Source organism: Pseudomonas sp. AC016, from assembly GCF_979253365.1.
This window is the reverse complement of sequence record NZ_CEEDCC010000001.1, coordinates 5,138,414-5,163,596: the sequence shown is the minus strand read 5'-3', so window position 1 is coordinate 5,163,596 and position 25,183 is coordinate 5,138,414. Positions and strand designations below refer to the sequence as shown.

General features: G+C 58.7%; 18 protein-coding genes. 9 read left to right on the top strand and 9 right to left on the bottom strand.

The window, feature by feature from the left end; genetic code table 11:
- Positions 1 to 16: 16 nt before the first annotated feature.
- Positions 17 to 5,227, bottom strand: a complete 5,211-nt coding sequence (locus AC0IXS_RS23315) for a dermonecrotic toxin domain-containing protein (RefSeq protein ID WP_471825789.1) — start codon at positions 5,225 to 5,227, stop codon at positions 17 to 19.
- Positions 5,228 to 5,378: 151 nt separating this feature from the next.
- Positions 5,379 to 5,939, bottom strand: coding sequence for an NADPH-dependent FMN reductase (locus AC0IXS_RS23310; protein ID WP_471825788.1), 561 nt, complete (start codon positions 5,937 to 5,939; stop codon positions 5,379 to 5,381).
- Positions 5,940 to 6,151: 212 nt separating this feature from the next.
- On the opposite strand from AC0IXS_RS23310, the gene AC0IXS_RS23305 reads away from it, so the two are divergent.
- On the top strand, positions 6,152 to 6,364 hold the full coding sequence (locus tag AC0IXS_RS23305) for a hypothetical protein (RefSeq protein ID WP_004883932.1): 213 nt from the start codon (positions 6,152 to 6,154) through the stop codon (positions 6,362 to 6,364).
- A gap of 33 nt (positions 6,365 to 6,397) precedes the next feature.
- On the opposite strand, the gene AC0IXS_RS23300 is transcribed toward AC0IXS_RS23305, so the two are convergent.
- The 4 genes from AC0IXS_RS23300 to AC0IXS_RS23285 all read right to left on the bottom strand — a co-directional run bounded on the left by AC0IXS_RS23300 (position 6,398) and on the right by AC0IXS_RS23285 (position 9,119).
- A complete protein-coding gene (locus AC0IXS_RS23300) occupies positions 6,398 to 6,955 on the bottom strand; it encodes a GNAT family N-acetyltransferase (RefSeq protein WP_004883930.1) in 558 nt (185 codons plus the stop codon).
- Between the two features lie 22 nt (positions 6,956 to 6,977).
- Positions 6,978 to 7,757: a DNA polymerase III subunit epsilon gene (dnaQ, locus tag AC0IXS_RS23295; RefSeq protein WP_122847654.1), complete on the bottom strand. Its 780-nt coding sequence runs from the start codon at positions 7,755 to 7,757 to the stop codon at positions 6,978 to 6,980.
- 98 nt (positions 7,758 to 7,855) lie between these two features.
- Positions 7,856 to 8,308, bottom strand: a complete 453-nt coding sequence (rnhA, locus tag AC0IXS_RS23290; RefSeq protein ID WP_004883928.1) for a ribonuclease HI — start codon at positions 8,306 to 8,308, stop codon at positions 7,856 to 7,858.
- Positions 8,309 to 8,360: 52 nt separating this feature from the next.
- Positions 8,361 to 9,119 (bottom strand): methyltransferase domain-containing protein, encoded by a 759-nt coding sequence (locus AC0IXS_RS23285; RefSeq protein WP_057410005.1) that lies wholly within the window; start codon positions 9,117 to 9,119, stop codon positions 8,361 to 8,363.
- Between the two features lie 81 nt (positions 9,120 to 9,200).
- Between AC0IXS_RS23285 and gloB the strand changes: the two genes are divergently transcribed.
- The 8 genes from gloB (at position 9,201) to fabI (ending at position 20,071) form a co-directional block, all read left to right on the top strand.
- On the top strand, positions 9,201 to 9,980 hold the full coding sequence (gene gloB, locus AC0IXS_RS23280; protein WP_057410004.1) for a hydroxyacylglutathione hydrolase: 780 nt from the start codon (positions 9,201 to 9,203) through the stop codon (positions 9,978 to 9,980).
- A 99-nt stretch (positions 9,981 to 10,079) separates the two neighbouring features.
- A complete protein-coding gene (locus AC0IXS_RS23275; RefSeq protein WP_057410003.1) occupies positions 10,080 to 11,681 on the top strand; it encodes a LysM peptidoglycan-binding domain-containing protein in 1,602 nt (533 codons plus the stop codon).
- 186 nt (positions 11,682 to 11,867) lie between these two features.
- Positions 11,868 to 13,697 (top strand): extracellular solute-binding protein, encoded by a 1,830-nt coding sequence (locus AC0IXS_RS23270; protein ID WP_471825785.1) that lies wholly within the window; start codon positions 11,868 to 11,870, stop codon positions 13,695 to 13,697.
- The gene (locus AC0IXS_RS23265; protein ID WP_471825783.1) at positions 13,694 to 15,550 is read left to right on the top strand and encodes an extracellular solute-binding protein; all 1,857 of its coding nucleotides are present in this window, start codon (positions 13,694 to 13,696) and stop codon (positions 15,548 to 15,550) included. Before AC0IXS_RS23270 ends, AC0IXS_RS23265 begins: the two co-directional genes overlap by 4 nt.
- 1 nt (position 15,551) lies before the next feature.
- Complete coding sequence (locus tag AC0IXS_RS23260; protein ID WP_004883916.1) at positions 15,552 to 16,625, top strand: microcin C ABC transporter permease YejB; 1,074 nt, start codon at positions 15,552 to 15,554, stop codon at positions 16,623 to 16,625.
- A gap of 1 nt (position 16,626) precedes the next feature.
- On the top strand, positions 16,627 to 17,646 hold the full coding sequence (locus AC0IXS_RS23255) for an ABC transporter permease (protein WP_004883914.1): 1,020 nt from the start codon (positions 16,627 to 16,629) through the stop codon (positions 17,644 to 17,646).
- Position 17,647: 1 nt separating this feature from the next.
- On the top strand, positions 17,648 to 19,258 hold the full coding sequence (locus tag AC0IXS_RS23250; RefSeq protein WP_057410000.1) for an ABC transporter ATP-binding protein: 1,611 nt from the start codon (positions 17,648 to 17,650) through the stop codon (positions 19,256 to 19,258).
- Positions 19,259 to 19,276: 18 nt separating this feature from the next.
- Positions 19,277 to 20,071, top strand: coding sequence for an enoyl-ACP reductase FabI (fabI, locus tag AC0IXS_RS23245; protein WP_024687900.1), 795 nt, complete (start codon positions 19,277 to 19,279; stop codon positions 20,069 to 20,071).
- Between the two features lie 131 nt (positions 20,072 to 20,202).
- On the opposite strand, the gene AC0IXS_RS23240 is transcribed toward fabI, so the two are convergent.
- The 3 genes from AC0IXS_RS23240 to lon all read right to left on the bottom strand — a co-directional run bounded on the left by AC0IXS_RS23240 (position 20,203) and on the right by lon (position 25,105).
- Positions 20,203 to 22,086 (bottom strand): SurA N-terminal domain-containing protein, encoded by a 1,884-nt coding sequence (locus AC0IXS_RS23240; protein WP_191957652.1) that lies wholly within the window; start codon positions 22,084 to 22,086, stop codon positions 20,203 to 20,205.
- A gap of 205 nt (positions 22,087 to 22,291) precedes the next feature.
- Positions 22,292 to 22,564, bottom strand: a complete 273-nt coding sequence (locus tag AC0IXS_RS23235; RefSeq protein ID WP_004883906.1) for an HU family DNA-binding protein — start codon at positions 22,562 to 22,564, stop codon at positions 22,292 to 22,294.
- 144 nt (positions 22,565 to 22,708) lie between these two features.
- Positions 22,709 to 25,105 (bottom strand): endopeptidase La, encoded by a 2,397-nt coding sequence (lon, locus tag AC0IXS_RS23230; RefSeq protein ID WP_025995947.1) that lies wholly within the window; start codon positions 25,103 to 25,105, stop codon positions 22,709 to 22,711.
- Positions 25,106 to 25,183 lie beyond the last annotated feature (78 nt).

Below are 25,183 nucleotides of genomic sequence, written 5' to 3'. Positions count from 1 at the left end.
CATCAGAGCCGCCCGCTTAACGAGCGAACCGCTCCCTGCCGAGCAAGGTCACCAGCAACGTCAGTGAATCGGCATTGCTGAGCATGATGTCCGTACGCTTATCGACATCGGCGTAGAAAACATCGCGCGCTTCATCCAGTGTCTTTTTGCCCGTGATGTGCAGGATCGTCTTCTTGCCATCGCCATCGGCGCGCTTCAGATCCCGCCATAGCCCGTCTTCCAGCTGCTTGAACAGTTGGCTGCGATCCGTCTGATAGGAAAGGACCTTTTGCTGCAGGGCTATCTGCTGATTGCGAATGCGCAACCGGTAACCTGCCGTGTCTTCCAGCAGATCGGCAAAGGGCGCCTGAGAGTCAACGTAAGCGATGTCTTCGGTCTTGAGCACCTGATGAGACAGCTCGTGAATCAGAATGGCTGCTCGATAATGGGCGCCAAAGTGGAAACTGCCTGAACGCATCGCCTTCATCTTGAACCGGTAGGCAGGAAGCCGGAAGAACTGCTCGGTCAGGAAAATCCTTTTTTGCGGATCCGCTTCGAAAACGAACGCACTGCATTCCTCACGACCACTCCTGTTCACGCCAACCACGAAGCGCGGCGAGTCAATAGGCGAAAGAGTCGGATCCATGAGTGCGTTGTACAGTTTGGTCACCGACTGCCTGACAACATCGTAAGCACGGGCATCAGGCGAGCTGGTTCCGAAGAATTCGCCAATGATTCCCTGCGCACGAGCATCCACCGAATTTTCCGGCAATCTGAGGCGCAGGTTGTCCAGACAGTTTTCCAGATAGCGCTGCGCCTGTGCATGCCCCTCCTCAATGGCCAGCGCCATTCCCCTGAAGGTACGGCGGATATCCAGCATACCGCTCGAATCCACTGCCAGTGCTTCATCAATGCTGATATCGAGCTGGCTGTTCTTGAGACGCGTGACGATACCGCCGCCGCCCTTGAGGCCCATCTGCAGATCCAGCTTCCAGCGCTGATCCTTGTCCAGTACCACTGGCGGGCCAGCCATGTCTTTCGAGGCAATGAACCAGCCATCCCGGTCGGAGCGCAACTCATAGGCGTTGCCGTCGATAGCGGCATACTTCTTCCCGCTGACCGGATCGTTGTAGGTGTTGAACAGCTCATCCTTATGCAGGGATTCAAGCGCTACGTCGTGAACCTCGAACTGACGCAGCCGGGTGCGGATCTGCTGGGTCAGGGAATTATTCGACCAGGAAAACTCGGGAAAAGGTAGCACTTCTCCAGGTTCTTCCTCCTCAGCCTCGGGTTCTACCTGCGCAGACTGATCGCCTGCGTCATCATCCAAATTCGATGTACCGTCCATCTGCACGTTCAACCCCGATGAGATCAGCATGCAGAGGGCTGCCATGAATTCCGCCACGGCCTGGCCCCAGTGTTGCTCCCCGGCCGAAGCGGCCGATCTGCTCAACAGGCTCTGCCCCTGCAACACCCCGACCAGCGCCCCCAGCCGACCCGGCAATAGCGCCATGACCTGTTCGGCAGCCAGTCCGAAAAGGTATCGCGTCGCGGTACTTCGCAACTCATCGCTGGTCACGGTCTGTTGCCGTACCTGAAGCGTGAGAGATTGCAGCGTGCCTTTGAACAACAGGTCCAGCGCATTGCCTTTGTAGGGTCGCACCTGCAGCGTCACCGGCTGCGGGCGCACCAAAGGCAGATCGAAGGAAGACTCGACGCTGAACGGCAGATGCGGCTCCATAAAACCGCCGTTGTCATAAATCTTGCGATGGTCCGGCTCGATGCGATCAAGGATGAATGCCTGGAGGCTCTCGGAGGTACGAATCTCAGTTAACAGCCCGTCAAGGTCAACGTACTCCCGAAATACAAAATCTCCGTTCAGCGGTGCGTAAAGCACCCATGGACCCGGTGTGGTACTTGAAGACTCGGCAGGCCCGATAATGTACGTATTGACGACCGTGGTAGGCGCCCACCCCTCAGTGGCCGGTAGCAGACAGAGCGGACTGATCATCACCTCGCGCCCCATGGCAGGCAGGCGGGCAAGACCATCAGGCATGTTCAGAACGTGGTTGATAAAGACGAATGCGTCTTCAGACAGCTCCTTCTTCAAGGTCGATGTAAAAGCACTGAGCAGCCCTGTCGCCGGCATCTGTTCGGAGAACAGTTTTTTCCGGGTGAGGTAATCGGGGTCACTCTCGACCAGCTTCGCCCCCAGCAAACGCCGATAACCTTTCGCAATATCGAGCGAGTCTGTCATGTCACGGACGTAAGCCGCCGTGAGGGAAGGATCGAGCGTCTTTCCCTTGTTCGCCGCAAGCGTAAGAACCCCATCCTGCCGGGACATGAATCGGTTCACGGCGTATTCACCAAGACTCTCACTGACCCGCTCGGTCGCGGCTGGCAGTGCGGTGATCTGGCCGGGCGGCACCGGCGCGGGAATGTAATGCGTCAGGGTGACCGTAATATCGTCAGGCTCGATGGCCTGCTCTGGAAAATCGTGCATCAACCTGAGAATCAGTTGTCGGCGGGAATACTCATAGAGGCTGGGGATACCGAACAGAAAATCCTTCTGCGCGACGCAGTTCACGTAGAAACGCTGAAGGATATCGATAAGAACCACTTGCTCCTGCATCGAGGCGTCGCTGATCCACTGGGGCACGATGGTCTGGTAGACGACCGACTGAATGATGACACCCAGATGGTTCAGGGCATGGCGATTGGTGTCGTCACGCTCTACCGAATCCAGGAGGTGGCTGAACACAGTCGGGGCCAATTGTCGCTCAACGGCCTGCTGGTAAAGGCTGGTGATCGTGTGGCGCTGCCGTTCGATCTCCTGCTCCTGAAGCGTCTCGATAAAATGCCCGCTGATGAAATGCAGATCGATCCTGACATCAGGCGCACGCGTACCACTCAGGTACTCAAGCATTGCCTGCCTGTCTGGCTCCGATAACAGCCCTCTCAGTCCGGTGGCGGGTAAGGATGTCATCTCCAGCGTGATCTGTGCCTTCAATGCCGTCAGTGATTCGAAGCTCCTGAGTCCATGAGTCGGCGACCATATGACCGGATGATCGCCTTGCTGCTTTTTGCATAAGACGAACACATTGGGAAGCGTGATGCGACGCTCCGGGCTGCCGTACCGGGCAGACACGGTATAAGCCTCGACTCGAGCCTGACCCAGTTCCTGCCTCAACGCAGGCAATGGCCTGTTGAGGACCTGCTCCAGACTGTCCAGCACCGGTCCGGAGACCTTGCCAAGACGCCTCTGCATGGTCAGCTCCAGGCGCAGGCCGTACTCCCGGACAAGCCTCATCACTGCACCGGGTTTTACATACGTATTCAGATAGCGCGTCTGATGCGTATAGAACTCGTCAATCTGACGTTCATAACGCGAGGCAAAATCGGCCAGCACGCAATTGACCATCTCCTCGATTATCGTCACAGGCAGGCTCTGCGCCAGCGAACGGGGCGATGGAGGAAGCTCGCCACCCACAACGAGCGCACCGGTCAATGCCCCGCCTGAATGCCCGCAAACCCTTCCGAGCGCCCATGAAAGCAAGGGCATCGAGTCTTCATCACCCGAAAGGGAAGCCACGCGGAGTTCGCGAGAATCCAGATTGGCATCACCCACAAGGGCCAGATAAAAGTTGAGTGCGCTGCGCATGCAGCCGTCCACGCCGGGGTGCAGCAGTGACACCTCTCGGAACAGCAACTCCATTTTTTCCAGTTTGCCGGCCCAGGTACCCACAGATTCGAAACTGACATCGTGCACGACAGCAGTACTGGTTTGCCAGATACGCTCGAACGCACTCTCACCCGAGCGCCAGCGACCCGGTCCATGCAAACCCATCAAACGGGAGTCCAGCAGAACCCTGATATCCAGAGCATCATCGACTCGGACCGGTGTTCTCGCATGTCCGAGCGTCGCCAACCCCAGGGTATACCGGAGACTGCGCTTTTGCAGGGCAATGATCAGGTCCAGACAATGGGGAAAGAGCGACGCCGTCAGTGTCTCCGTATGCGATTCGACCTGACCGGGCGCCTCAATCAGCGGCTGATCGTTCAAGGACGAAAAAAGCAGCAGATCTGAACGCCCCTGACCATCGGAAAGGTACGCCTGGACCTGATTCGAATCGGCAAAATGCCTGAAACCTCTCAGAAAGGAGTAAAGGTAAACGCCACTCGGCTCCCCCTGCTCGAAATCGATCATGAACAGTCCGGTCAGCTTGACCGGCTCGTTGCTGCCAACGACGACCGACAGCCGTCGAAGCCTGATCGATTCGGACTGCGGCGACGTACCGCACGACGGTATGAGGCAGCGCAAACGGCGAAATTCGGCGGCGCTCAACGAGCCGTTGCTGCGGCTCGACAGCAGATGCTGACGAAAGGATTCCGTCAGCGCCTGAACGCAAACGTCGCGAACGGCCTGGCCATCGCTTCGCGTGGATGCCCAGAAATCCGTCAGCGATTGCTCATACGTTCCGACAGCATTTTTGATCGTCTGCGAAATGGCATTCGTGCAGCGTTGCACCTGCCCGTCGGATAACATCCGCCCACGCGCATCCAGATACTGGCGTTTCAGGCCGGTCGGCAGCGTGCGGGAAACATATTCATCCAGCACGACTTCATCCAGACGCTGGACACCGACGACGCTCATTGACTGGGTCGTGTCGACCAGTTGCACAGGATGGCAGAAGACATCGACATGGAATTCGGGGCTCAGCGCCTGCAACCTTGCGTCGAGCCCCTGCCCCAGCACGCTCCGCAAGTCTGGCAGCGCATGCAATTGTCCGGACAGGCTCTCGATGTGTGCAGCCTGCTGAATCATGATCAGGCGCGATTGCGTCTCGAACAGTGGGGTCTGCACATGCTCGGCGTCGATTTCAACCGACTCGAAATCGAGCTCCGGGAATCGCTTCTTCAACGCCATAAGGAGTGACACGCGATTGTCGAACGACTCGATACCCAACAGCAGCGTGCTCAGGAAAACCGGAGCATCGGAATCGACAGGATCACTGATCAACAGCGCACCGGCCAGTTCGGCCAGCTGCACTCTGGTGCCGCTGAGGACCAGTTTATCGACTCTGGGCAACGCCGACTCAGGCAATGTCGGGCCTTCGGTGTCTGCCAGTCTCGTTAGCCAGTCGCGTTGAGCCAAGGTGATTCGGGAAGCGTCAGCCGCTTCCTGTACATCGCTTACGAACTGCGACCTGAGTGATTCACTGAAAAAATAGGGAGGTGACGCGGGCATGTACTGTTTCCTTGAAATCATGCCCTGTACACGCTGCTCGACAGCGTGCACAGGGACAAAAGGGAACAGCTTATTGATTGCAGCCGAAGGACTGCGTTACATAAGGCAATTCGTCAGCCCGCCTGAGCGGAGACCAATCAGCGCACGGCACTCAAGCCTTGTGGTTCTTTTCAACCCAGGCGACGAACGCGTCGATGAAGCTCTGCAGAAAGGGTCGTGTCTTTTCGGACAGCGTACCGGCCTCATCGAAAAATGTGCCGGCATTGCCCAGATAGGCTTCCGGCTGCTGCAGGCAAGGCACATCCAGAAATACCAGTGACTGGCGCAGGTGATGGTTTGCAGCAAAGCCGCCGATCGCGCCGGGGGACGCACTGATGACCGCACCCGGCTTACCGCTGAACGCACTTTTGCCGTAAGGGCGCGAGCCTACATCAATGGCATTTTTAAGAGCACCTGGCACCGAGCGGTTGTACTCGGGCGTCACGAAAAGAAACCCGTCAGCGGCCGCGAGTTGCTCGCGAAATGTGGTGTAGGCAGGCGGAGCAGATTCGCCATCGATGTCTTCGTTGTACAGCGGCAGATCGCCAATTTCGACGATATTCAGCTTTAAATTCGCAGGGGCCAGCTCCGCCAGAGCAAGGGCGATCTTACGGTTGATGGACGCTTTGCGTAGACTGCCGACCAATACGGCGATGGAATGAATCTGGCTCATGGAAATATCCGTCATCTGATTCATGAAAGGGTAAGGTATAGATCACGCAAGGGGTTTAGACGAACCGAAGGCGCTTTCATTCCCTGCCCCGGCAGACACAAGCGCCGACTATTTTTTTGCAGGCGGCAAACTCCCCTATAAATCAGTGGTCTACACCCCTCGATGAATTCGTAAACCAGCAGTTATATTCAGTTTCAGAGGTTTCAAAGCAAATGGCTTCAGTTCTCGTCGGACAATTTCATGCCAGAGATGCGGAAGGTCGCGTTTATCCGGTGCATGAATTTCATGAATCGCAGCCCGATGAGGCTCAGGGTCAGCCTGTGATCACTTATCGCCTGGCTATCGGCGACCGCGTCAAGCATCTGGGCGGGGACGATTTCGAGCTGGTGCAGTCCGGCGTGAAGATGACCCGCCTGCCGAAGTAACCCCCCGACAATCAGGCCCTGTTCATGCGCGAATCAGGGCTGGGGAAAGATCAGGTACCAGAAGATCGCCGACTCGCGGGTCTGCGGATCGATGCCCCTGTAGCGCATGTGGTCCACACCGCCAACCACGAATCCACACTGCTCATACAGCTTGCAGGCCGCCAGATTGTTGTTCTGGGTTTCCAGCATGATGCCGGGAAGGTTGCGCTTGCGACTCCAGAACTGGGCGACGTCCAGCAGTGACCGCGCGACACCATGACGTCGCGCCGACTCGTCGACGGCCAACTCATCGATATAGGCATAACCGCTCCAGTGGGTCCTGAGCACCATGTGCCCGACGGCTCGACCGTCCAGCCAGGCAACCAGCACCGAGCTGCCGGCAGAATCCCGGTAATCACAGAACTCCTGTGAGTCGATGCCGTAATTCTTGCGATAAGGCTCTACCGGCTCCACCTGCCAGGACTCGACGCTTTCCCCGACCTTCGGCGTTGCGTAACCGCGAACGGTAAACGTGAATTCGCTGTTGAGGATGTAATCCTCGAAGCACTCGTCCGCGACGCGGATACTCAGAGCAGGGTTTGCCACAGTCATGTCACCACTTTGCCGGTTGCTGTCAGGATGAAGCCTGCGCCTGGGCCTCCAGCAGTTGCACCCACAGCGCAGGCGCGCCGGATGCCTTGGCGATCGTAGACATACGCACTTCATGCTCGGCCAGTTCACTTTCGCTGGCATGAATGATTCGGCACGGCGCGCGATCGGCAGGCAGGCGGCGGATCTCACTGCCACGATTGCTCGACCCGCCATCCGAACCATTGCCATCGGACGCATTGCCCGCCAGCGACAGACTGGTCTGTCCGCCGGTCATTGCCAGATAGACGTCAGCCAGAATCTCGGAGTCGAGCAAGGCGCCGTGCAGTTCACGACCCGAATTGTCGACGCCGTAGCGCTTGCAGAGTGCATCGAGGCTGTTGCGCTGCCCCGGATGCCGCTCGCGGGCCATCATCAGGGTGTCGAGCACCGTACAGTGCTGGGTGATGTCGGTCTTGTCGTGAGCACCCATCAACGCGAATTCGTTGTTGATAAAGCCAACGTCGAACGCCGCGTTGTGGATGATCAGCTGCGCGCCCTTGATGAACTCGAAGAATTCATCGGCGACTTCGGCAAAGCGCGGCTTGCCGACCAGAAATTCGTTGGTGATACCGTGCACGCCTATCGCGCCCTCATCACTCTCGCGATCAGGTTGCAGGTAAACGTGAAAATGCCGCCCGGTCAGGCGACGGCCGATCAGCTCGACGCAACCGATCTCGATGATGCGGTGCCCGTCGGTCACCGGCATACCGGTGGTTTCGGTGTCGAGTACGATCGATCTGTTGTCTGTGTTTTGCAATGCCATGAACTGATGCCTCGTTTGCAGGCCGCGATATTAGCATGTCGCAGCCCTTGCCAGCCTGTTCCCCTGCCTCACCCTGCGGCAGACAGGACGATGTCAGTCTAGCCGTGCTTGATGCCACGCACTTCGTCGACGCCGCGGTTGGCCAACTGGTCGGCACGCTCGTTGCCGGGATGGCCGATATGACCGCGTACCCATTGCCATTTCACGGTGTGTCGGCTGACCTGTTCGTCCAGTTGCTGCCAGAGATCGGCATTCTTGACCGGTTCCTTGGCTGCGGTTTTCCAGCCGCGTTTCTTCCAGTTGACCATCCACTCGGTGATGCCTTTCATCACGTATTGCGAGTCGGTGACCAGCGTGACTTCGCAGGGACGCTTGAGCTCTTCGAGGCCGCGGATGGCGCCGGTCAGTTCCATGCGGTTGTTGGTGGTGTTGGCTTCGCCGCCCCACAGCTCCTTTTCAACGCCCTTGCAGACCAGCAGTGCGCCCCAGCCGCCGGGGCCGGGGTTGCCTTTGCAGGCGCCATCAGTGAAGAGTTCTACGCTATCGCTCATTACAACCTTTCCAGAATGATGGGCTTCATGGCGGGCGTGGGCAGGTCTGGACTCAGGAGTCCTGGGTGGTGCGGCTGACCTTGGCCATGGGCAGCGGAATCAGCTTGCCCATCGGTTCGCGACGCACCTGGCGCAATGGCCTGAGGCCCACTACCAGCTTGCGTGCGACCAGAAGATAGAAGCCGCCGCCGGGGCTCTGTCGCCCTTCGCCAAGGTTTTCCAGCCCTAGAAGCCGTGCCTGCCACGCCGCCGAAGCAAGGGGCGGACGATAGCATCCGAAGCGGCGTTTCTCCAGCGCGAAGCCCAGCAGGTTGAGCCAGTCGGCAACGCGTGAAGGCGAGATGCAACGGGCCTTGCGCAAAGCATCGCGGGCAAAAACATGGCGTACGCCCCAGGCGCTCCAGGGATTGATGCCGATGATCAGCAAGTGCCCGCCTGGGCGCACGCTGCTGGCAGCTTCACGCAGCAGGCCATGGGGCGACAGGCAGAAATCCAGACCATGTTGCAGCACCACCACGTCGGCGGCGTGCTCGCTCAACGGCCAGGCCTGTTCTTCACAGACGATTTCGACCCCCGGCAATGGCGCGCCGATCCTTACATTGCGCTGGACCTGATGCGCCACCGGCGGGGTTTCGGCCGACGGTCCGTAATGCACAAGGTAGCCGCCAAAGTAGCGGCCGAGTTCCTCTTCCAGAACCCGGCGCTCCTCTTCGAGCAGAAGCTGGCCCAGCGGGCCGGACAGCCATTGGCGAGCGGCGCTGATCAGGGCAAGCCACTCAGGATCAGCCTGAGCGAACGCTTCATCGGTCATGAGTTCTCCTCCAGAGGTGCTCGCATACAACGGCAACAGACTCTAAGATGCACGATTGTTCCCTGTGATGCGAACTGCGCCATGATACAGATCCATGCCCTTCCCGCTTTCAATGACAACTACATCTGGTTGTTACAAGACCTTTCGGCCAAACGCTGCGCCGTGGTCGATCCGGGAGACGCAGCCCCGGTGCTGGCCTGGCTGAACGATCACCCGGATCATCAGCTCACCGATATCCTGATCACGCATCACCACAACGATCACGTAGGCGGTGTCGCGCAGCTAAAGCAAGTGACGGATGCCACGGTGTCGGGGCCGCAGGCGGAAACCATTCCTGCGCGCGACGTTGCGCTTGTCGACCATGACGTCATTACAGTGCTGGGTCTGGACTTCACCGTTCACGCGGTTCCGGGACATACCCTCGGCCATATAGCCTTCTACCACGATGACGCCACCCGGCCGCTGCTGTTCTGCGGCGACACCCTGTTTGCAGCAGGCTGCGGGAGGCTGTTCGAAGGCACACCGGAGCAGATGCATACATCGCTCGGCCGACTGGCCGCCCTGCCGGACAGCACCCTGATCTACTGCGCCCACGAATACACACTGAGCAACCTCAAGTTCGCTCAGGCCGTCGAGCCCGACAACGAGGATATCGCCGAGCGCCTTGCTGCGGTTGTTAAGTTGCGTGAGGAAAATCGTATCACCCTGCCTTCCAATCTGGCGCTTGAACGACGCACCAACCCCTTCCTGCGTACCCATGAAACATCCGTTAAAGAAAAAGCGGACGAACGGGCCGGCGTGGAAAACACCTCGCAGAGTGCGGTCTTTGCCCGCTTGAGGGCATGGAAAGACAAGTTCTGAAACGACCGTCAAATCGCAATAAAATTCTGAAAGGTTGACCAGCGGCAGCACGCTTTCTAGAATCGCCCGACATTTTCGTCTGGATGTACCCCCCGAACAATGTCGTCATCTATTAGCAAGCCTGTAAATTCGGACGCATTGACTCGGTTGGCCCAGGCCGTGGCTGTAGCAGCGAGTGCGCTTCTGGTCGGCTGTCAGAGCACAGCCCACGTCGATTCTTCCAGCTCATACCGCGCGCCGAATCTGGCCACCGGCATCAAGCAAAAACCCATCTTTCTGACCAACAAGACTGCCACCCCGCAAGCACCGCCTCAGGATGTCTGGGAGCGTATGCGTCAGGGTTTCCAGTTGCAGCAGGGTAACGATCAGAACCCTCGCATCGATCAGCAACGCCTCTGGTTCGCCAACAACCCTTCCTTTCTGGAAAACGCTGGCGAGCGCGGCAGTCTTTACATGCATTACATCGTCGAGCGTCTGGAAGAGCGCAACATGCCGCTCGAACTGGCCCTGCTTCCTGTTATCGAAAGCGCCTACAACCCGATGGCCGTCTCGCGCAGCCAGGCTGTAGGCCTCTGGCAGTTCATTCCGTCGACGGGGCGCTACTTCAATCTGCGTCAGACCAATTTCTACGACGGACGCCGCGACATTCAGGCGTCGACCGTTGCCGCACTGGATTACCTGACACGTCTGCACGACATGTTCAACGGTGACTGGCTGCTGGCGCTCGCGGCCTACAACGCCGGAGAAGGCACGGTCAGCCGCGCCATCGAACGCAACGACAAGCTCAACCTGCCGACCGACTACTGGAACCTGCCGCTGCCGCAGGAAACCCGTGATTACGTGCCCAAGTTGCTGGCGCTGTCACAGGTGGTGCTGTCGCCGGAAGCCTATGGCGTCAATCTGAACCCGATTGCCAACGAACCCTACTTCGAAGTTGTCGAGCTCAACAAGCGCGTCGACCTGTCCAAGGTGGCCAGCGCCGCCGACATCGACGAAGACGAGCTTATCCAGCTCAACCCTGCTTTCAAGAAGCGCCTGACCATCGACGGCCCCCAGCATCTGCTGGTGCCAACGTCCAAGGCGCAGCTGTTGACCGCCAGCCTGTCGACCATGAAGCAGGAAGAGCTGGTCGCCTGGCAGCCTTACCGCGTTCGCCGTGGCGACACGCTTGAAAGCCTCGCAAGCCGTTATCAGGTGACCGTCAGCTCGATCAAGAGCAACAACAAGCTGGCGGGCAATCGCCTTAAAGCCGGCCAGTCGTTGAGCATTCCGGTCAAGCCGGGCCTGAATACCTCGCAGCCGGTGTTCGAAGCACTGGCCAGCAATGAGAAGCCTGCTCGCAGCCGCACCTACAAAGTGAGGAACGGCGACAACCTGACCACCATCGCACAGGCCAACAAGGTCGATGTGGAGGATTTGCAGCGCTGGAACAAGTTGTCCGGTCATAAGCTCAAGATCGGTCAGACTCTGGTGATGCAGGACAACAGCAAAACCAGCAAAACCAGCAGCAAGGCCGTTGCCAGCGCCAGCAGCAAGGATGGCGAAAAGAAATCCATGCAGTACAAGATCCAGAAAGGTGACTCGATGTATCTGGTCGCCAAGCGCTTCAACGTCGAGATGCAACATCTCAAGCGTTGGAACCCGCGTACCGGCCAGGCTCTCAAGCCCGGCCAGACCCTCACGGTCTATCTGCCACACTGATGAACTGCTCCGGATCATGCCGATGCCCTGCATTGGCATGGTCCAGAAAAGCCTCCGTATTACCACCCGAAATTGACCTGAACGCCTGCACCCTGTTGTTCTCCAGTCATGCGCCCTTCTCCAGTCTTTTTCCTGTCGGGACAAGCTGTTACTGTTAGCGACCCGAAAGCCCAAGTCGCCTGGATCGTGATACGTCCCTTCCTGCTAATCGTCAGTCTGGCCTTGAGCTTCTGCGCCAATGCAGCCATTACCGAAAGTCACGGTTATGCGCAGTTTGGCGTCCTCAAGTACCCGGCAAGCTTCACTCACTTCGACTGGGTCAATCCCGAGGCGCCGAAGGGTGGCACCCTGAGAATGATGGCCTTCGGCACGTTCGACACGCTCAACCCCTACACCTTCAAAGGCACCAGCCCGGTATCGACCGGCAATTTCCTGCAATACGGCGTCAATGAGCTCAACGAGACGCTGATGGTCGGCACCGGGCAGTACGACCCTTCCGGCGATGAGCCGACCTCCAGCTACGGCCTGATCGCCCAGTCTGTCGAATACAGCGAAGACCGCAGTTGGGTGGTGTTCAACATCCGCCCTCAGGCGCGCTTTCACGATGGCAAGCCGATCACCGCCTACGACGTGGCGTTCTCGTACCGCACGCTGCTCAAGGACGGTCACCCTCAATACCGCACCGCCCTGCAGGAAGTGCAGCGCGTCGACATTCTCGACCGGCACCGCATCCGCTTTGTGTTCAAACGGGCCGGTAATCCGCTGCTGATCCTGCGTCTGGGTGAACTGCCGGTACTGCCGCAGCATTACTGGAAGGACCGGGACTTCAAGGCCACTACCTTCGAGCCGCCACTGGGCAGCGGCCCCTATCGCATCACTCGTGTGCAACCGGGGCGCCAGTTGATCTTCGAGCGGGTCAAGGATTACTGGGGCAAGGACCTGCCGGTCAACCGCGGCAAGTACAACTTTGACCGCGTCGAAGTGGAGTTCTACCGCGACAACGACGTGGCCTTCGAAGCGTTCAAGGGCGGCGAGTTCGATATCTATATCGAGCATCAGGCGAAAAACTGGGCCAACGGCTACAACTTTCCGGCGGTTGCCAACGGTGACGTGATCAAGGCGCAGATACCGCACCGGATTCCGACCCAGACCCAGGGGTTGTTCATGAACACCCGCCGCGCGGCGTTCGCCGATGTCCGGGTGCGCGAAGCACTGGGGCTGCTGTTCAACTTCGAATGGACCAACCGGACGCTGTTCAGCGATGCCTATGCACGCTCGACCAGCTACTACCCGAACAGTGAGTTTTCCGCGACCGGGCTGCCAACAGGTGGTGAATGGCTTGCGCTCGCGCCCTATCGGGACCAGCTGCCGCCCAGCCTCTTTACTCAACCATTCATGCCCTCGAAAACCGATGGCGGCGGCATCCCGCGTGAAACCCTTCGCAAGGCATTGAGCCTGCTGGGCAGCGCAGGCTGGAAGCTCACAGACAGGGGTCTGCTCAATGCCGACAACCAGCCGCTGCGTTTCGAGATCCTGCTGGTCAATCCCAGTCTGGAACGCATTCTATTGCCCTATATCGAAGACCTGCGCCGCCTGGGCATCAATGCGGGCCTGCGCACCGTGGACCGCGCACAGTACAAGCAGCGCCTGGATCGCTTCGACTTCGACATGATCCTCATGACCCTGCAGCAGACGCTCAGCCCAGGCCTGGAGCAGTGGCAGTACTTTCATTCGAGCCAGGCGTCCATCCACGGCAGCAAGAACTACGCAGGTGTCGCCAATCCGGTGGTGGATGGCCTGCTCAACAAGCTGCTGGCCGCGCAGACCCGCGATGAGCAAGTGGCCACCGTCCGCGCGCTGGATCGCGTCCTGCTGTCCCAGCACTACAGCATTCCGAACTGGTACCTGAACAATCATCGCCTTGCGTATCGCAATCGATTCGCCATGGTCACCACCCCGCCCTACACCCTGGGGCTGCGTGCGTGGTGGCTCAAGTCTCTGGAGAAGCCCCGATGAACTCTTTGCATTCCCTGCGCCTGCGAACAGCCGCTCTGCTGTTGGCAAGCCTGGCCTGCTCGGTACAGGCTGCACCTCAGCACGCCCTGACGCTGTATGACGAAGCGCCCAAGTACCCGGCCGATTTCAAACACTTCGACTACGTGAATCCGGACGCCCCCAAGGGCGGCACCTTTCGCCAGGCGGGCTTTGGCGGTTTCGACAGCCTGAACCCGTTCATCAACAAGGGCGTGCCGGCAGATGACATCGGCCTGATCTACGACACCCTGGCACGCGGAAGTCTGGACGAGCCTCTGACCGAATACGGATTGATTGCGAGCAAGATCGAAAAGGCCCCGGACAACAGCTGGGTACGTTTCTACCTGCGCCCCGAGGCACGCTTCCACGACGGCCATCCCATTCGCGCCGAAGACGTGGAATTCAGTTTCAAGACGCTGATGGAGCATGGCTCGCCCATGTACCGCGGCTACTACGCCGACGTTGATCAGGTCATCGTCGAAGACCCGTTGCGCGTGATGTTCAAGTTCAAGCACGCCGACAGCCGTGAGTTGCCGCTGATCCTGGGCCAACTGCCGGTTCTGCCCAAGCATTTCTGGGCCACGCGAGATTTCAGCAAGGGCAATCTGGATTTCCCGCTGGGCAGCGGCCCCTACAAGGTCGCAGACGTGAAAGCCGGTCGTTCGGTGCGCTACGAGCGAGTCAAGGATTATTGGGCCAAAGACCTGCCGGTCAACAAGGGCTTTTACAATTTCGACGTCCTGACCACCGACTATTACCGTGACAACACAGTGGCACTGGAAGCCGGCAAGGCCGGTCAGTTCGATTACTGGATGGAAACCAGCGCCAAGAACTGGGCCACTGCCTACGACACGCCTGCCGTCAGAGAAGGTCGGCTGATCAAGGAAGAGCTGCCCAACGGCAACCCGACCGGCATGCAGGGTTTCATCTTCAACCTGCGCAAACCAGTGTTTCAGGACGTGCGCGTGCGCGAGGCGCTGACCCTGCTGCTGGATTTCGAGTGGACCAACAAGCAGCTGTTCAACGGCTCGTATAGCCGCACGAAAAGTTACTTCGACAACTCGGAAATGGCCTCAAGCGGCCTGCCCTCCCCTGAAGAACTGAAGATTCTGGAGCCATTGCGCGGCAAGATTCCGGATCGGGTCTTTACCGAAGCGTTCAAGCTGCCGGTCACCGATGGCAGCGGCATGATTCGGCCACAGCAGCGTCGCGCGTTTCAGTTGCTGCAGGAAGCGGGCTGGAAGATCGTCGATGACAAGATGGTCGATAGTCAGGGTAACCCGGTCAAACTGGAGTTCCTGATGGCTCAGACCGAGTTCGAACGCATCCTTTTGCCCTACAAGCGCAACCTCAGCGACCTGGGCATCGAGCTGGTGATTCGCCGCGCTGACGTCTCGCAGTACATCAACAGACTGCGCTCGCGTGACTACGACATGATCGTCAGCAGCTTTCCGCAGTCCAGTTCCCCCGGCAACGAACAGCGGGTCTATTTCGATTCATCCAGCGCCGACAACCCTGGCAGCCGCAACTTCATGGGCCTCAAGGACCCAGCGGTCGACGCACTGGTCAGCGGCCTGATCAACGCAGATTCGAGGCAAAGCCTGATCAACCACACCAAGGCGCTGGACCGGGTGTTGCTGTGGGGCTTCTATATCGTGCCGAACTGGCACATCAAGACCTGGCGGGTCGCGTACTGGAACCACATTGGTCACCCGCAAGCCAAGGCACTGTCGGACATCGGCCTGATGACCTGGTGGGTCAAGCCAGACGCCAAGCCCATGGGGCCGACTCAACCCGCCCCTGACCAGGCTGCCCCCGCGAGCACGGAGCAATAACATGCTGGCCTATATTCTGCGAAGGCTGCTGCTGATCATTCCGACCCTGTTCGGGATCTTGATCATCAACTTCATCATCATCCAGGCCGCGCCCGGCGGACCTGTCGAGCAGATGATCGCCAAGATCGAAGGCTTCGACGGTGCCACCAGCCGCATCGCCGGCGGCGGTGCGGAGGTTTCGGTAGCGGGCTCGAACTACCGGGGCGCGCAGGGTCTGGACCCGGCGCTGGTCAAGGAAATCGAGCGCATGTACGGCTTCGACAAGTCCGCGCCGGAACGCCTGTGGATCATGATCAAGAACTACACCACGCTGGATTTCGGTGACAGCTTCTTCAGGGACGCCAAGGTGATCGACCTGATCGTCGAGAAGATGCCAGTGTCCATCTCCCTCGGGCTGTGGAGCACCCTGATCATGTATCTGGTGTCGATCCCACTGGGCATCGCCAAGGCCACCCGACACGGCAGCCACTTCGACGTCTGGACCAGCTCGGCAATCATCGTCGGCTACGCGATACCGGCGTTCCTGTTCGCGATTCTGTTGATCGTGGTGTTTTCCGGCGGCAGTTACTTCAACTGGTTCCCCTTGCGCGGGCTGACCTCAAACAACTTCGAAGAGCTGAGCACGGCGGGCAAGATTCTCGATTACTTCTGGCACCTGGTGCTGCCGGTCACTGCGCTGGTGATCGGCAACTTCGCGACCATGACCCTGCTGACCAAGAACAGCTTTCTCGACGAGATCAGCAAACAGTACGTCACCACCGCCAAGGCCAAGGGCCTGAGCAATCACAAAGTGCTGTACGGCCATGTGTTCCGCAACGCAATGCTACTGGTGATTGCCGGTTTCCCGGCCGCCTTCATGGGCATCTTCTTCACCGGCTCGCTGCTGGTGGAAGTGATCTTCTCCCTGGACGGTCTGGGCCTGATGAGTTTTGAAGCGGCCATCAACCGCGATTACCCCGTGGTGTTTGGCACGCTGTTCATTTTCACCCTGCTGGGTCTGGTGGTGAAGCTGATTGGCGACATCACTTATACGCTGGTAGACCCGCGCATCGACTTTGAAAGCAGGAAGCATTGATATGAAGCTGTCTCCTCTCAATCGCCGCCGCTTCGAACGTTTCAAGGCTAACAAACGCGGCTGGTGGTCACTGTGGCTGTTCCTGCTGCTGTTCGGCCTGAGCCTGGGCGCCGAACTGATCGCCAACGACAAGCCGCTGGCCGTGCGTTACGACGGCCAATGGTATTTCCCGGTGCTGGAGCGTTATCCCGAAACCACCTTCGGTGGTGAATTCCCGCTGGAAGCCAACTACAAGAGCCCCTACATCAAGGAGCTGCTGGCGGCCAAGGACGGCTGGACCCTGTGGGCGCCGATCCCGTTCAGCTACCAGAGCATCAACTATGACCTGAAAGTCCCCGCTCCCGCCCCGCCGTCGCGGGAGAACCTGCTGGGCACTGACGACCAGGGCCGTGATGTGCTGGCACGGGTGATCTATGGCTTCAGGATCTCGGTGCTGTTTGCCCTGACCCTGACGATTCTCAGCTCGATCATTGGGGTGGTGGCCGGTGCGCTGCAGGGCTTCTATGGCGGCTGGGTCGATCTGCTGGGCCAGCGGTTTCTGGAAGTATGGTCCGGGCTGCCGGTGCTCTACCTGCTGATCATTCTGGCCAGTTTCGTGCAGCCCAACTTCTGGTGGCTGCTGGGCATCATGCTGCTGTTCTCCTGGATGGGTCTGGTGGACGTGGTGCGTGCAGAGTTCCTACGGGGCCGCAACCTGGAATACGTGCGTGCCGCCCGCGCACTGGGTATGGAGAACGGCGCGATCATGTTCCGCCACATACTGCCCAACGCCATGGTATCGACCATGACCTTCATGCCGTTCATTCTCACGGGTGCGATCGGTACCCTGACAGCACTGGACTTCCTGGGCTTCGGCCTGCCTGCCGGATCGCCTTCGCTGGGCGAACTGGTCGCGCAGGGCAAATCCAACCTGCAGGCCCCCTGGCTGGGGATCAGCGCTTTCGCGGTGCTGGCCCTGATGCTGAGCCTGCTGGTGTTCATCGGCGAATCCGCCCGCGATGCTTTCGACCCAAGGAAATAAGATGAACAATGACAATCTGATCGAAATCCGCGATCTGGCGGTCGAGTTCGTGACGGGCGACTCGCGGCAACGGGTGGTCGAGAACATCAGTTTCGATATCCGTCGTGGCGAAACCCTTGCCCTGGTCGGTGAAAGTGGCTCGGGCAAGTCCGTGACTGCGCACTCGATCCTGCGTCTGCTGCCCTACCCCATCGCCAGCCATCCCAGCGGCACCATCCGTTATGCGGGCGACGACCTGCTGAAGGTCGAAGAAAAAAAACTGCGTTCGATCCGTGGCAACCGCATCGCCATGATTTTCCAGGAGCCGATGACCTCGTTGAACCCGCTGCATTCAGTGGAAAAGCAGATCAACGAAGTCTTGGGCCTGCACAAAGGCCTTACCGGCAAGGCGGCCACTGAGCGTACGCTGGAGCTGCTGGATCTGGTTGGCATACCAGAGCCGCGCAAACGCCTCAAAGCGCTTCCACACGAGCTGTCAGGCGGCCAGCGCCAGCGTGTCATGATCGCCATGGCCCTGGCCAACGAACCTGAGCTATTGATTGCCGACGAGCCGACGACCGCGCTCGATGTGACCGTGCAGCTGAAAATCCTCGAATTGCTCAAGCATTTGCAGGCGCGGCTGGGCATGGCGCTGTTGTTGATCAGCCACGATTTGAACGTTGTGAGGCAAATAGCCAACCGAGTATGTGTCATGCAGCGCGGTTGCATCGTCGAACAGGCATCGTGCGAAGAGCTGTTCCGTTCACCGCAGCACCCGTACACCAAAGTGTTGCTCAGCGCAGAGCCCAGCGGCGGTCCTTCAACCAACCCCGCAGGTGCTCCGCTGCTCGAGGTCGAAGACCTGAAAGTCTGGTTTCCGATCAAGAAAGGCCTGCTCAAGCGCACCGTCGATCACGTCAAGGCGGTCGACGGTATCCGCTTCAGCCTGCCGGAAGGGCAAACACTGGGGATCGTGGGTGAAAGCGGATCGGGCAAATCGACGCTGGGCCTGGCGATTCTCCGGCTCATCGGTAGCCAAGGCACCATACGTTTCAGGGGCAAACCGCTAGACTCCCTGTCGCAGCAGCAGGTCCGTCCGTTGCGCAGACAGATGCAGGTGGTGTTCCAGGACCCGTTTGGTAGCCTGAGCCCGCGCATGTCGGTGAGTGATATCGTTGGCGAAGGCCTGCGCATTCACAACATGGGGACAGCCGCCGAGCAGGAAACGGCGATCATCGAAGCACTCAGGGAAGTAGGTCTGGATCCGGAAACCCGGCACCGCTACCCTCACGAGTTCTCTGGTGGTCAGCGACAGAGGATTGCCATTGCCCGAGCCCTGGTGCTCAAGCCGGCACTGATACTGCTGGACGAGCCGACTTCGGCGCTCGACCGGACAGTGCAGCGCCAGGTGGTAGAGCTGCTTCGCTCGCTGCAAACCAAGTACAACCTGACGTATTTGTTCATCAGCCATGACCTGGCTGTCGTCAAAGCGCTGAGCCACCAACTGATGGTGGTCAAGCAAGGCCAAGTGGTCGAACAGGGTGCGGCGCAGGCTGTTTTTGCCGCACCGCAACATCCTTATACACAGCAGCTTCTGGAAGCCGCCTTTTTGGCACCAGTCGCTGTCGATTAACCTGAAGAGGAACAACACATGGGTTTTCTCGCCGGTAAGCGCGTCCTGATCGTCGGTGTCGCCAGTAAACTGTCCATCGCATCCGGCATCGCTGCCGCCATGCATCGTGAAGGTGCAGAGCTTGCTTTCACCTACCAGAACGACAAACTCAAGGGTCGTGTCGAAGAGTTCGCCGCAGGCTGGGGCTCGGGCCCTGAACTGTGCTTCCCTTGCGACGTGGCCAGCGACGAAGAGATCAACAAGGTCTTCGAAGAGCTGAGCAAGAAGTGGGACGGCCTGGACGTGATCGTCCACTCGGTAGGTTTCGCACCGGGCGACCAGCTCGATGGCGACTTCACCGAAGCCACCACTCGTGAGGGCTTCCGCATCGCTCACGACATCAGCGCCTACAGCTTCGTGGCCCTGGCCAAGGCTGGTCGCGAAATGATGAAAGGCCGCAATGGCAGCCTGCTGACCCTGTCGTACCTGGGCGCAGAGCGCACCATGCCTAACTACAACGTGATGGGCATGGCCAAGGCCAGTCTGGAAGCCGGTGTTCGTTACCTGGCTGGCAGCCTCGGTCCTGAAGGCACGCGCGTCAACGCGGTTTCGGCAGGTCCGATCCGTACTCTGGCAGCGTCGGGCATCAAGAACTTCCGCAAGATGCTGGCCGCCAACGAAGCGCAGACCCCTCTGCGTCGCAACGTGACCATCGACGAAGTCGGCAACGCAGGCGCGTTCCTGTGCTCCGATCTGGCCTCGGGCATCAGCGGTGAGATCATGTACGTCGACGGCGGCTTCAACACCACCGCGATGGGCAACATCGAAGAGTGACGGGCGAGTGCCGCTCATTGCGAGCGGCACTTTCCGGGGCACAAAAAGAAGGCCGCTCAGTGAGCGGCCTTCTTTTTTGGCTTCTGCAAAGGGTCAGGTCGTTTCCGACCTGACCCTGCATGACACCGGGCTTAGAACTTCTCGATCTTCGCCTTGCTTTCCAGCTGGGCACGGAACGCTGCGAAATCCTGCTGACCAGCACGCGATGCGAGGAAGCGGCGGTATTGCGCCTTTTCCGCGTCAGTCGGTGCAGCCGCCTGATTCACACCATTGAGACGCACGATCACAAAGCTGCCATCGGCCGCGGTCTGGCTGGTGTATTCCGGCTTGTCCTTGCCAGTCGGCTTGGGCATGCGGAACAGCGCCTGCAGGACAGCAGGATCGACACCTTCCTGACTGCGAGTGACCGCTTCCATGACTTTCCACTCATGGCCTTCCTGCTTCGCCGCCAGCGGGATCTTGCCATCACGCAGACCGGCCAGCAGAGCCTCGCCCTTGGCCTTGGCCGCAGCACTTGCGTGCTCCTTGACCAGCTGGGCACGAATGGCACTGGCAACGCTTTCAAGCGGCAGCTGCTGTGGTTGCAGATGCTCTTTGGCACGCACCACCACTACGGTCTCCGGATCCAGCTCCAGCGTGTTGCTGTTGGAGCCTTCTTCCAGGACTTCCGGGCTGAACGCAGCCTGGATGATCGCACGGTTGGCCGTCAGACCTTCGCCGCCTTCACGACCGAATGGCGCGGTAGTCTGAACCTTGAGGCCCAGATCCTGAGCCGGCTGGGTCAGATCAGACGATTCGAATGCCGAATCTTCCAGCTGCTTGGTCACTTCGACGAACTTCTGCTCGACCTGCTGCGACTTGAGGTCGTTGGTCAGCTTGTCTTTCAGGCTCGCGAAGGTCGGCACCGAAGGCGCTTCAACACCCAGCAGCTTGATCAGGTGCCAGCCGAAGTCGGTGCGCACAGGTTGCGAAACCTGGTCCTTGTTCAAGCCGTACAGTGCGTCTTCAAATGCAGGGTCGTAAACACCCTTGCCTGCATAGCCCAGATCACCACCCTTGCTCGACGAACCCGGGTCCTGCGAGAACTCCTTGGCCAGCGCGGCAAAGTCCTCACCCTTGGCCAGACGCTGTTGAATTTCTTCAATCTTCGCCTTGGCCTGCTCATCGCTGAGCTTGTCGTTCACTTCGATCAGGATGTGCGCAGCGCGACGCTGCTCGGCGAGGTTGGCAATCTCTTTCTGATAGGCCGCCTGCAAGTCTTCATCCTTGACCTGCACCTTGTCGAAGAAGGCAGACTTCTTCAACTCGATGTAGTCGAGCACGACCTGCTCGGGACTCATGAACTCTTTGGCGTGCTCGTCGTAGTGAGCCTTGACCTCGTCGTCGGTGACTTTGACTGCCGAAGGATCGGCCGGCAGGGTCAACGAAGCGAAATCGCGGGTCTGTTTTTCCAGACGGGCAAAGGCATCGACCTGAGCGTCGGTCACGAAGGCACTGCCTGCGACACCGGCACGGACCTGACCGATGAGCATTTCCTGACCCAGCATCTGGCGGAACTGCATGCGGCTGTAGCCCAGCTGACGAATCACCTGATCGAAACGGTCTGCGCTGAATTTGCCGTCAACCTGAAATTCAGGCGTCTGCAAAAGCTGCTGATCCAGTGCCGCGTCGGAAAAGGAGAATTTGGAATCGGCTGCGCCCTGCAGCAGCAGCTTGCGGTCGATCAGCCCTTTGAGAGCGGACTCGCGCAGCAGCTTCTCGTCCAACATTGCAGGATCGAAATCCTTGCCCAGCTGTTGGGAGAGTTGCTGGGCCAACTGACGGCGTTGCATGTCCACCGCCTGGCTCAGCTCGTTCTGAGAGATATCCTCGCCATTGACCTCGGCAGCGTTCTGCTTGTTGCTGGTAGCGGTAAACATTGCCTCGATGCCGGTGAAGGCCATCAATGCGACGATGATTCCGATGATTGTCTTGGCAATCCAGCCCTGTGAATTGTCCCTGATGTTCTGCAGCATTGCGTCCCCCAAAACGGTTGAACCGACTAACCAACCGCGGAGCGTGGGTAGAAAGCGGATAGAAGAAAGGCGCATCCGAGGATGCGCCTTCTCGTAACTGACGGAGCGGAAGGGCTCGAACCCTTCGGCGTTGCAACCGACTGCACCACCGCTCCGCTACTGGATCAGAACAACACCGATCCAGCGGGCAAAGGCATAAAGAGGCTTAGTTGACAGCTTCTTTCAGGGCTTTACCGGCTTTGAAACCTGGTTTTTTAGCAGCAGCGATTTCCAGCGTCTTGCCAGTCTGAGGATTACGACCGGTGCGCGCAGGACGATCTGTAACGGAGAACGTACCAAAGCCAACCAAAACAACCGAGTCGCCAGCCTTCAGAGCGCCAGTGACGGATTCGATCACTGCGTCCAGCGCACGGCCAGCAGCAGCTTTCGGGATATCAGCAGATGCAGCGATAGCATCAATCAGTTCCGACTTGTTCACTCTAAGTCCCCTTATCTCTATTTTGAGTATGTTTCTAAGTTTTAGGTGTTAAGCAAAACGAGCGCTGGAAGGCCTGCCGGACTTGCTTCAAAGAGCCGCTTTATAACAAGGGCTCTAAAAAGCTGTCAAGGAAGCCTGCCAGACTTAATGCGTGCTAATTCTTTCCTTAGAGTCAGACTCGCGTTTTTCATCCTTTGCAACAAGATCAGGAGCCACATCCGGCAAGGGCTCCGGCGCGTATTGCAGCGCAATTTGCAGGACTTCGTCAATCCATTTAACCGGCTTTATCTGAAGATCCTGTTTGATATTGTCAGGAATTTCCTTCAAATCGCGTACATTTTCTTCAGGAATGATCACCGTCTTGATTCCACCACGGTGTGCAGCCAGAAGTTTTTCCTTCAGACCACCGATGGCAAGCACCTGACCCCGCAGGGTAATTTCACCGGTCATTGCCACATCGGCACGCACCGGAATCTGGGTCAATGCCGATACCAGCGCCGTGCACATGCCTACACCCGCGCTCGGACCATCCTTCGGCGTAGCACCCTCAGGCATGTGGATATGCGTGTCGTGCTTCTCGTGGAAGTCCGCAGAAATGCCCAGGCTGCGAGCACGGCTGCGCACGACGGTCTGGGCTGCCGTGATGGATTCGACCATCACATCACCCAGCGAACCGGTCTTGATCAACTGGCCCTTGCCGGGGACGACAGCCGCCTCGATGGTCAACAGCTCACCGCCTACCTGAGTCCAGGCAAGGCCCGTTACCTGACCGATCTGGTCCTGTTGCTCGGCAAGACCGTAGCGGAATTTGCGCACGCCCAGGAAGTGTTCGAGCATGTCGGCAGTGACGTGAACGGCAAAGCGTTTTTCCAGCGCATGCTCTTTGACTGCCTTGCGGCAGACCTTGGCAATCTGGCGCTCCAGCCCGCGCACACCGGCTTCACGGGTGTAGTAACGAATGATGTCGCGGATCGCTTCCTCGTCGAATTCGATCTCACCCTTCTTCAGACCGTTGGCCTGAATCTGCTTCGGCGAAAGGTATTTGACGGCGATGTTGATCTTCTCGTCTTCGGTGTAGCCCGGCAGACGAATGACTTCCATCCGGTCCAGCAGCGCTGGCGGAATGTTCATCGAGTTCGAGGTGCACAGGAACATCACGTCCGACAGGTCGTAATCGACCTCAAGGTAGTGGTCGTTGAAGTTGTGGTTCTGCTCGGGGTCAAGGACCTCCAGCAAAGCCGACGCCGGATCGCCACGCATGTCGCTGCCCATCTTGTCGATTTCATCGAGCAGGAACAGCGGGTTGCGCACGCCAACCTTCGTCATCTTTTGTATCAATCTTCCTGGCATCGAACCGATATAAGTCCGGCGATGACCACGAATTTCAGCCTCGTCACGCACGCCACCCAGGGCCATGCGCACGAACTTGCGGTTGGTTGCGTTGGCAATCGACTCGGCGAGCGAGGTTTTACCCACACCCGGCGGGCCTACCAGGCACAACACAGGACCGCGAATCTTCTTCACGCGCTTCTGCACGGCGAGATACTCAAGGATGCGCTCCTTGACCTCATCCAGACCGTAGTGGTCGGCATCCAGAATGGCTTCGGCACGGGCCAGATCCAGACGCACCTTGCTCTGGGCCTTCCACGGCACCTGAACCAGCCAGTCGATGTAGGAACGCACGACAGTGGCTTCAGCGGACATCGGCGACATCTGCTTCAGCTTGTTCAGCTCGGCAGTGGCCTTGGTCAGCGCATCCTTTGGCAGGCCAGCGGCATCGATACGCTTTTTCAGCTCTTCGATTTCGTTGTGGCCTTCATCGCCATCGCCCAGTTCTTTCTGAATGGCCTTCATCTGCTCATTCAGGTAGTACTCGCGCTGGCTGCGCTCCATTTGTTTCTTGACGCGGCCGCGGATGCGCTTCTCGACCTGCAACAGGTCGATTTCAGCATCCAGCAGCGCCAGCACGTGCTCGACACGGGCCGACAGGTCGATAATCTCAAGGATGTCCTGCTTCTGCTCGATCTTGAGCGCCATGTGAGCTGCCATGGTATCTACCAGACGGCCAGGCTCATCGATGCTGTTAAGCGACGACAGGACTTCTGCAGGGACTTTCTTGCCCAGTTGCACGTACTGCTCGAACTGAGCCAGCAGGCTGCGGACAAAGACTTCGGACTCACGATCCGGGGCGTCGACTTCGTCGATCAGCGCGACTTCGGCGCGGTAATGACCGTCGACCTCGATGAAGCGCTCGACCGAACCACGCTGCTCACCCTCGACGAGCACCTTGACGGTGCCATCGGGCAATTTGAGCAACTGCAATACGGTTGCAATGGTACCGACGCTATAAAGAGCCTGCTCATCAGGATCATCGTCGGCAGGGTTTCTTTGCGCGAGCAACAGGATCTGTTTATCACCCGTCATCGCTGCCTCAAGGGCTTCGATAGACTTCTCGCGCCCCACGAACAGCGGGATAACCATGTGCGGATAAACCACGACATCACGCAATGGCAAAAGAGGCAATTCGATGGTGGTCTTCATGATTTCGCCTCTACAGCGGCCAAACGGCCGGGACAGATGGAATTAGCTTGAAGCCAAGATGGGGGTAGTGTCCGAAAA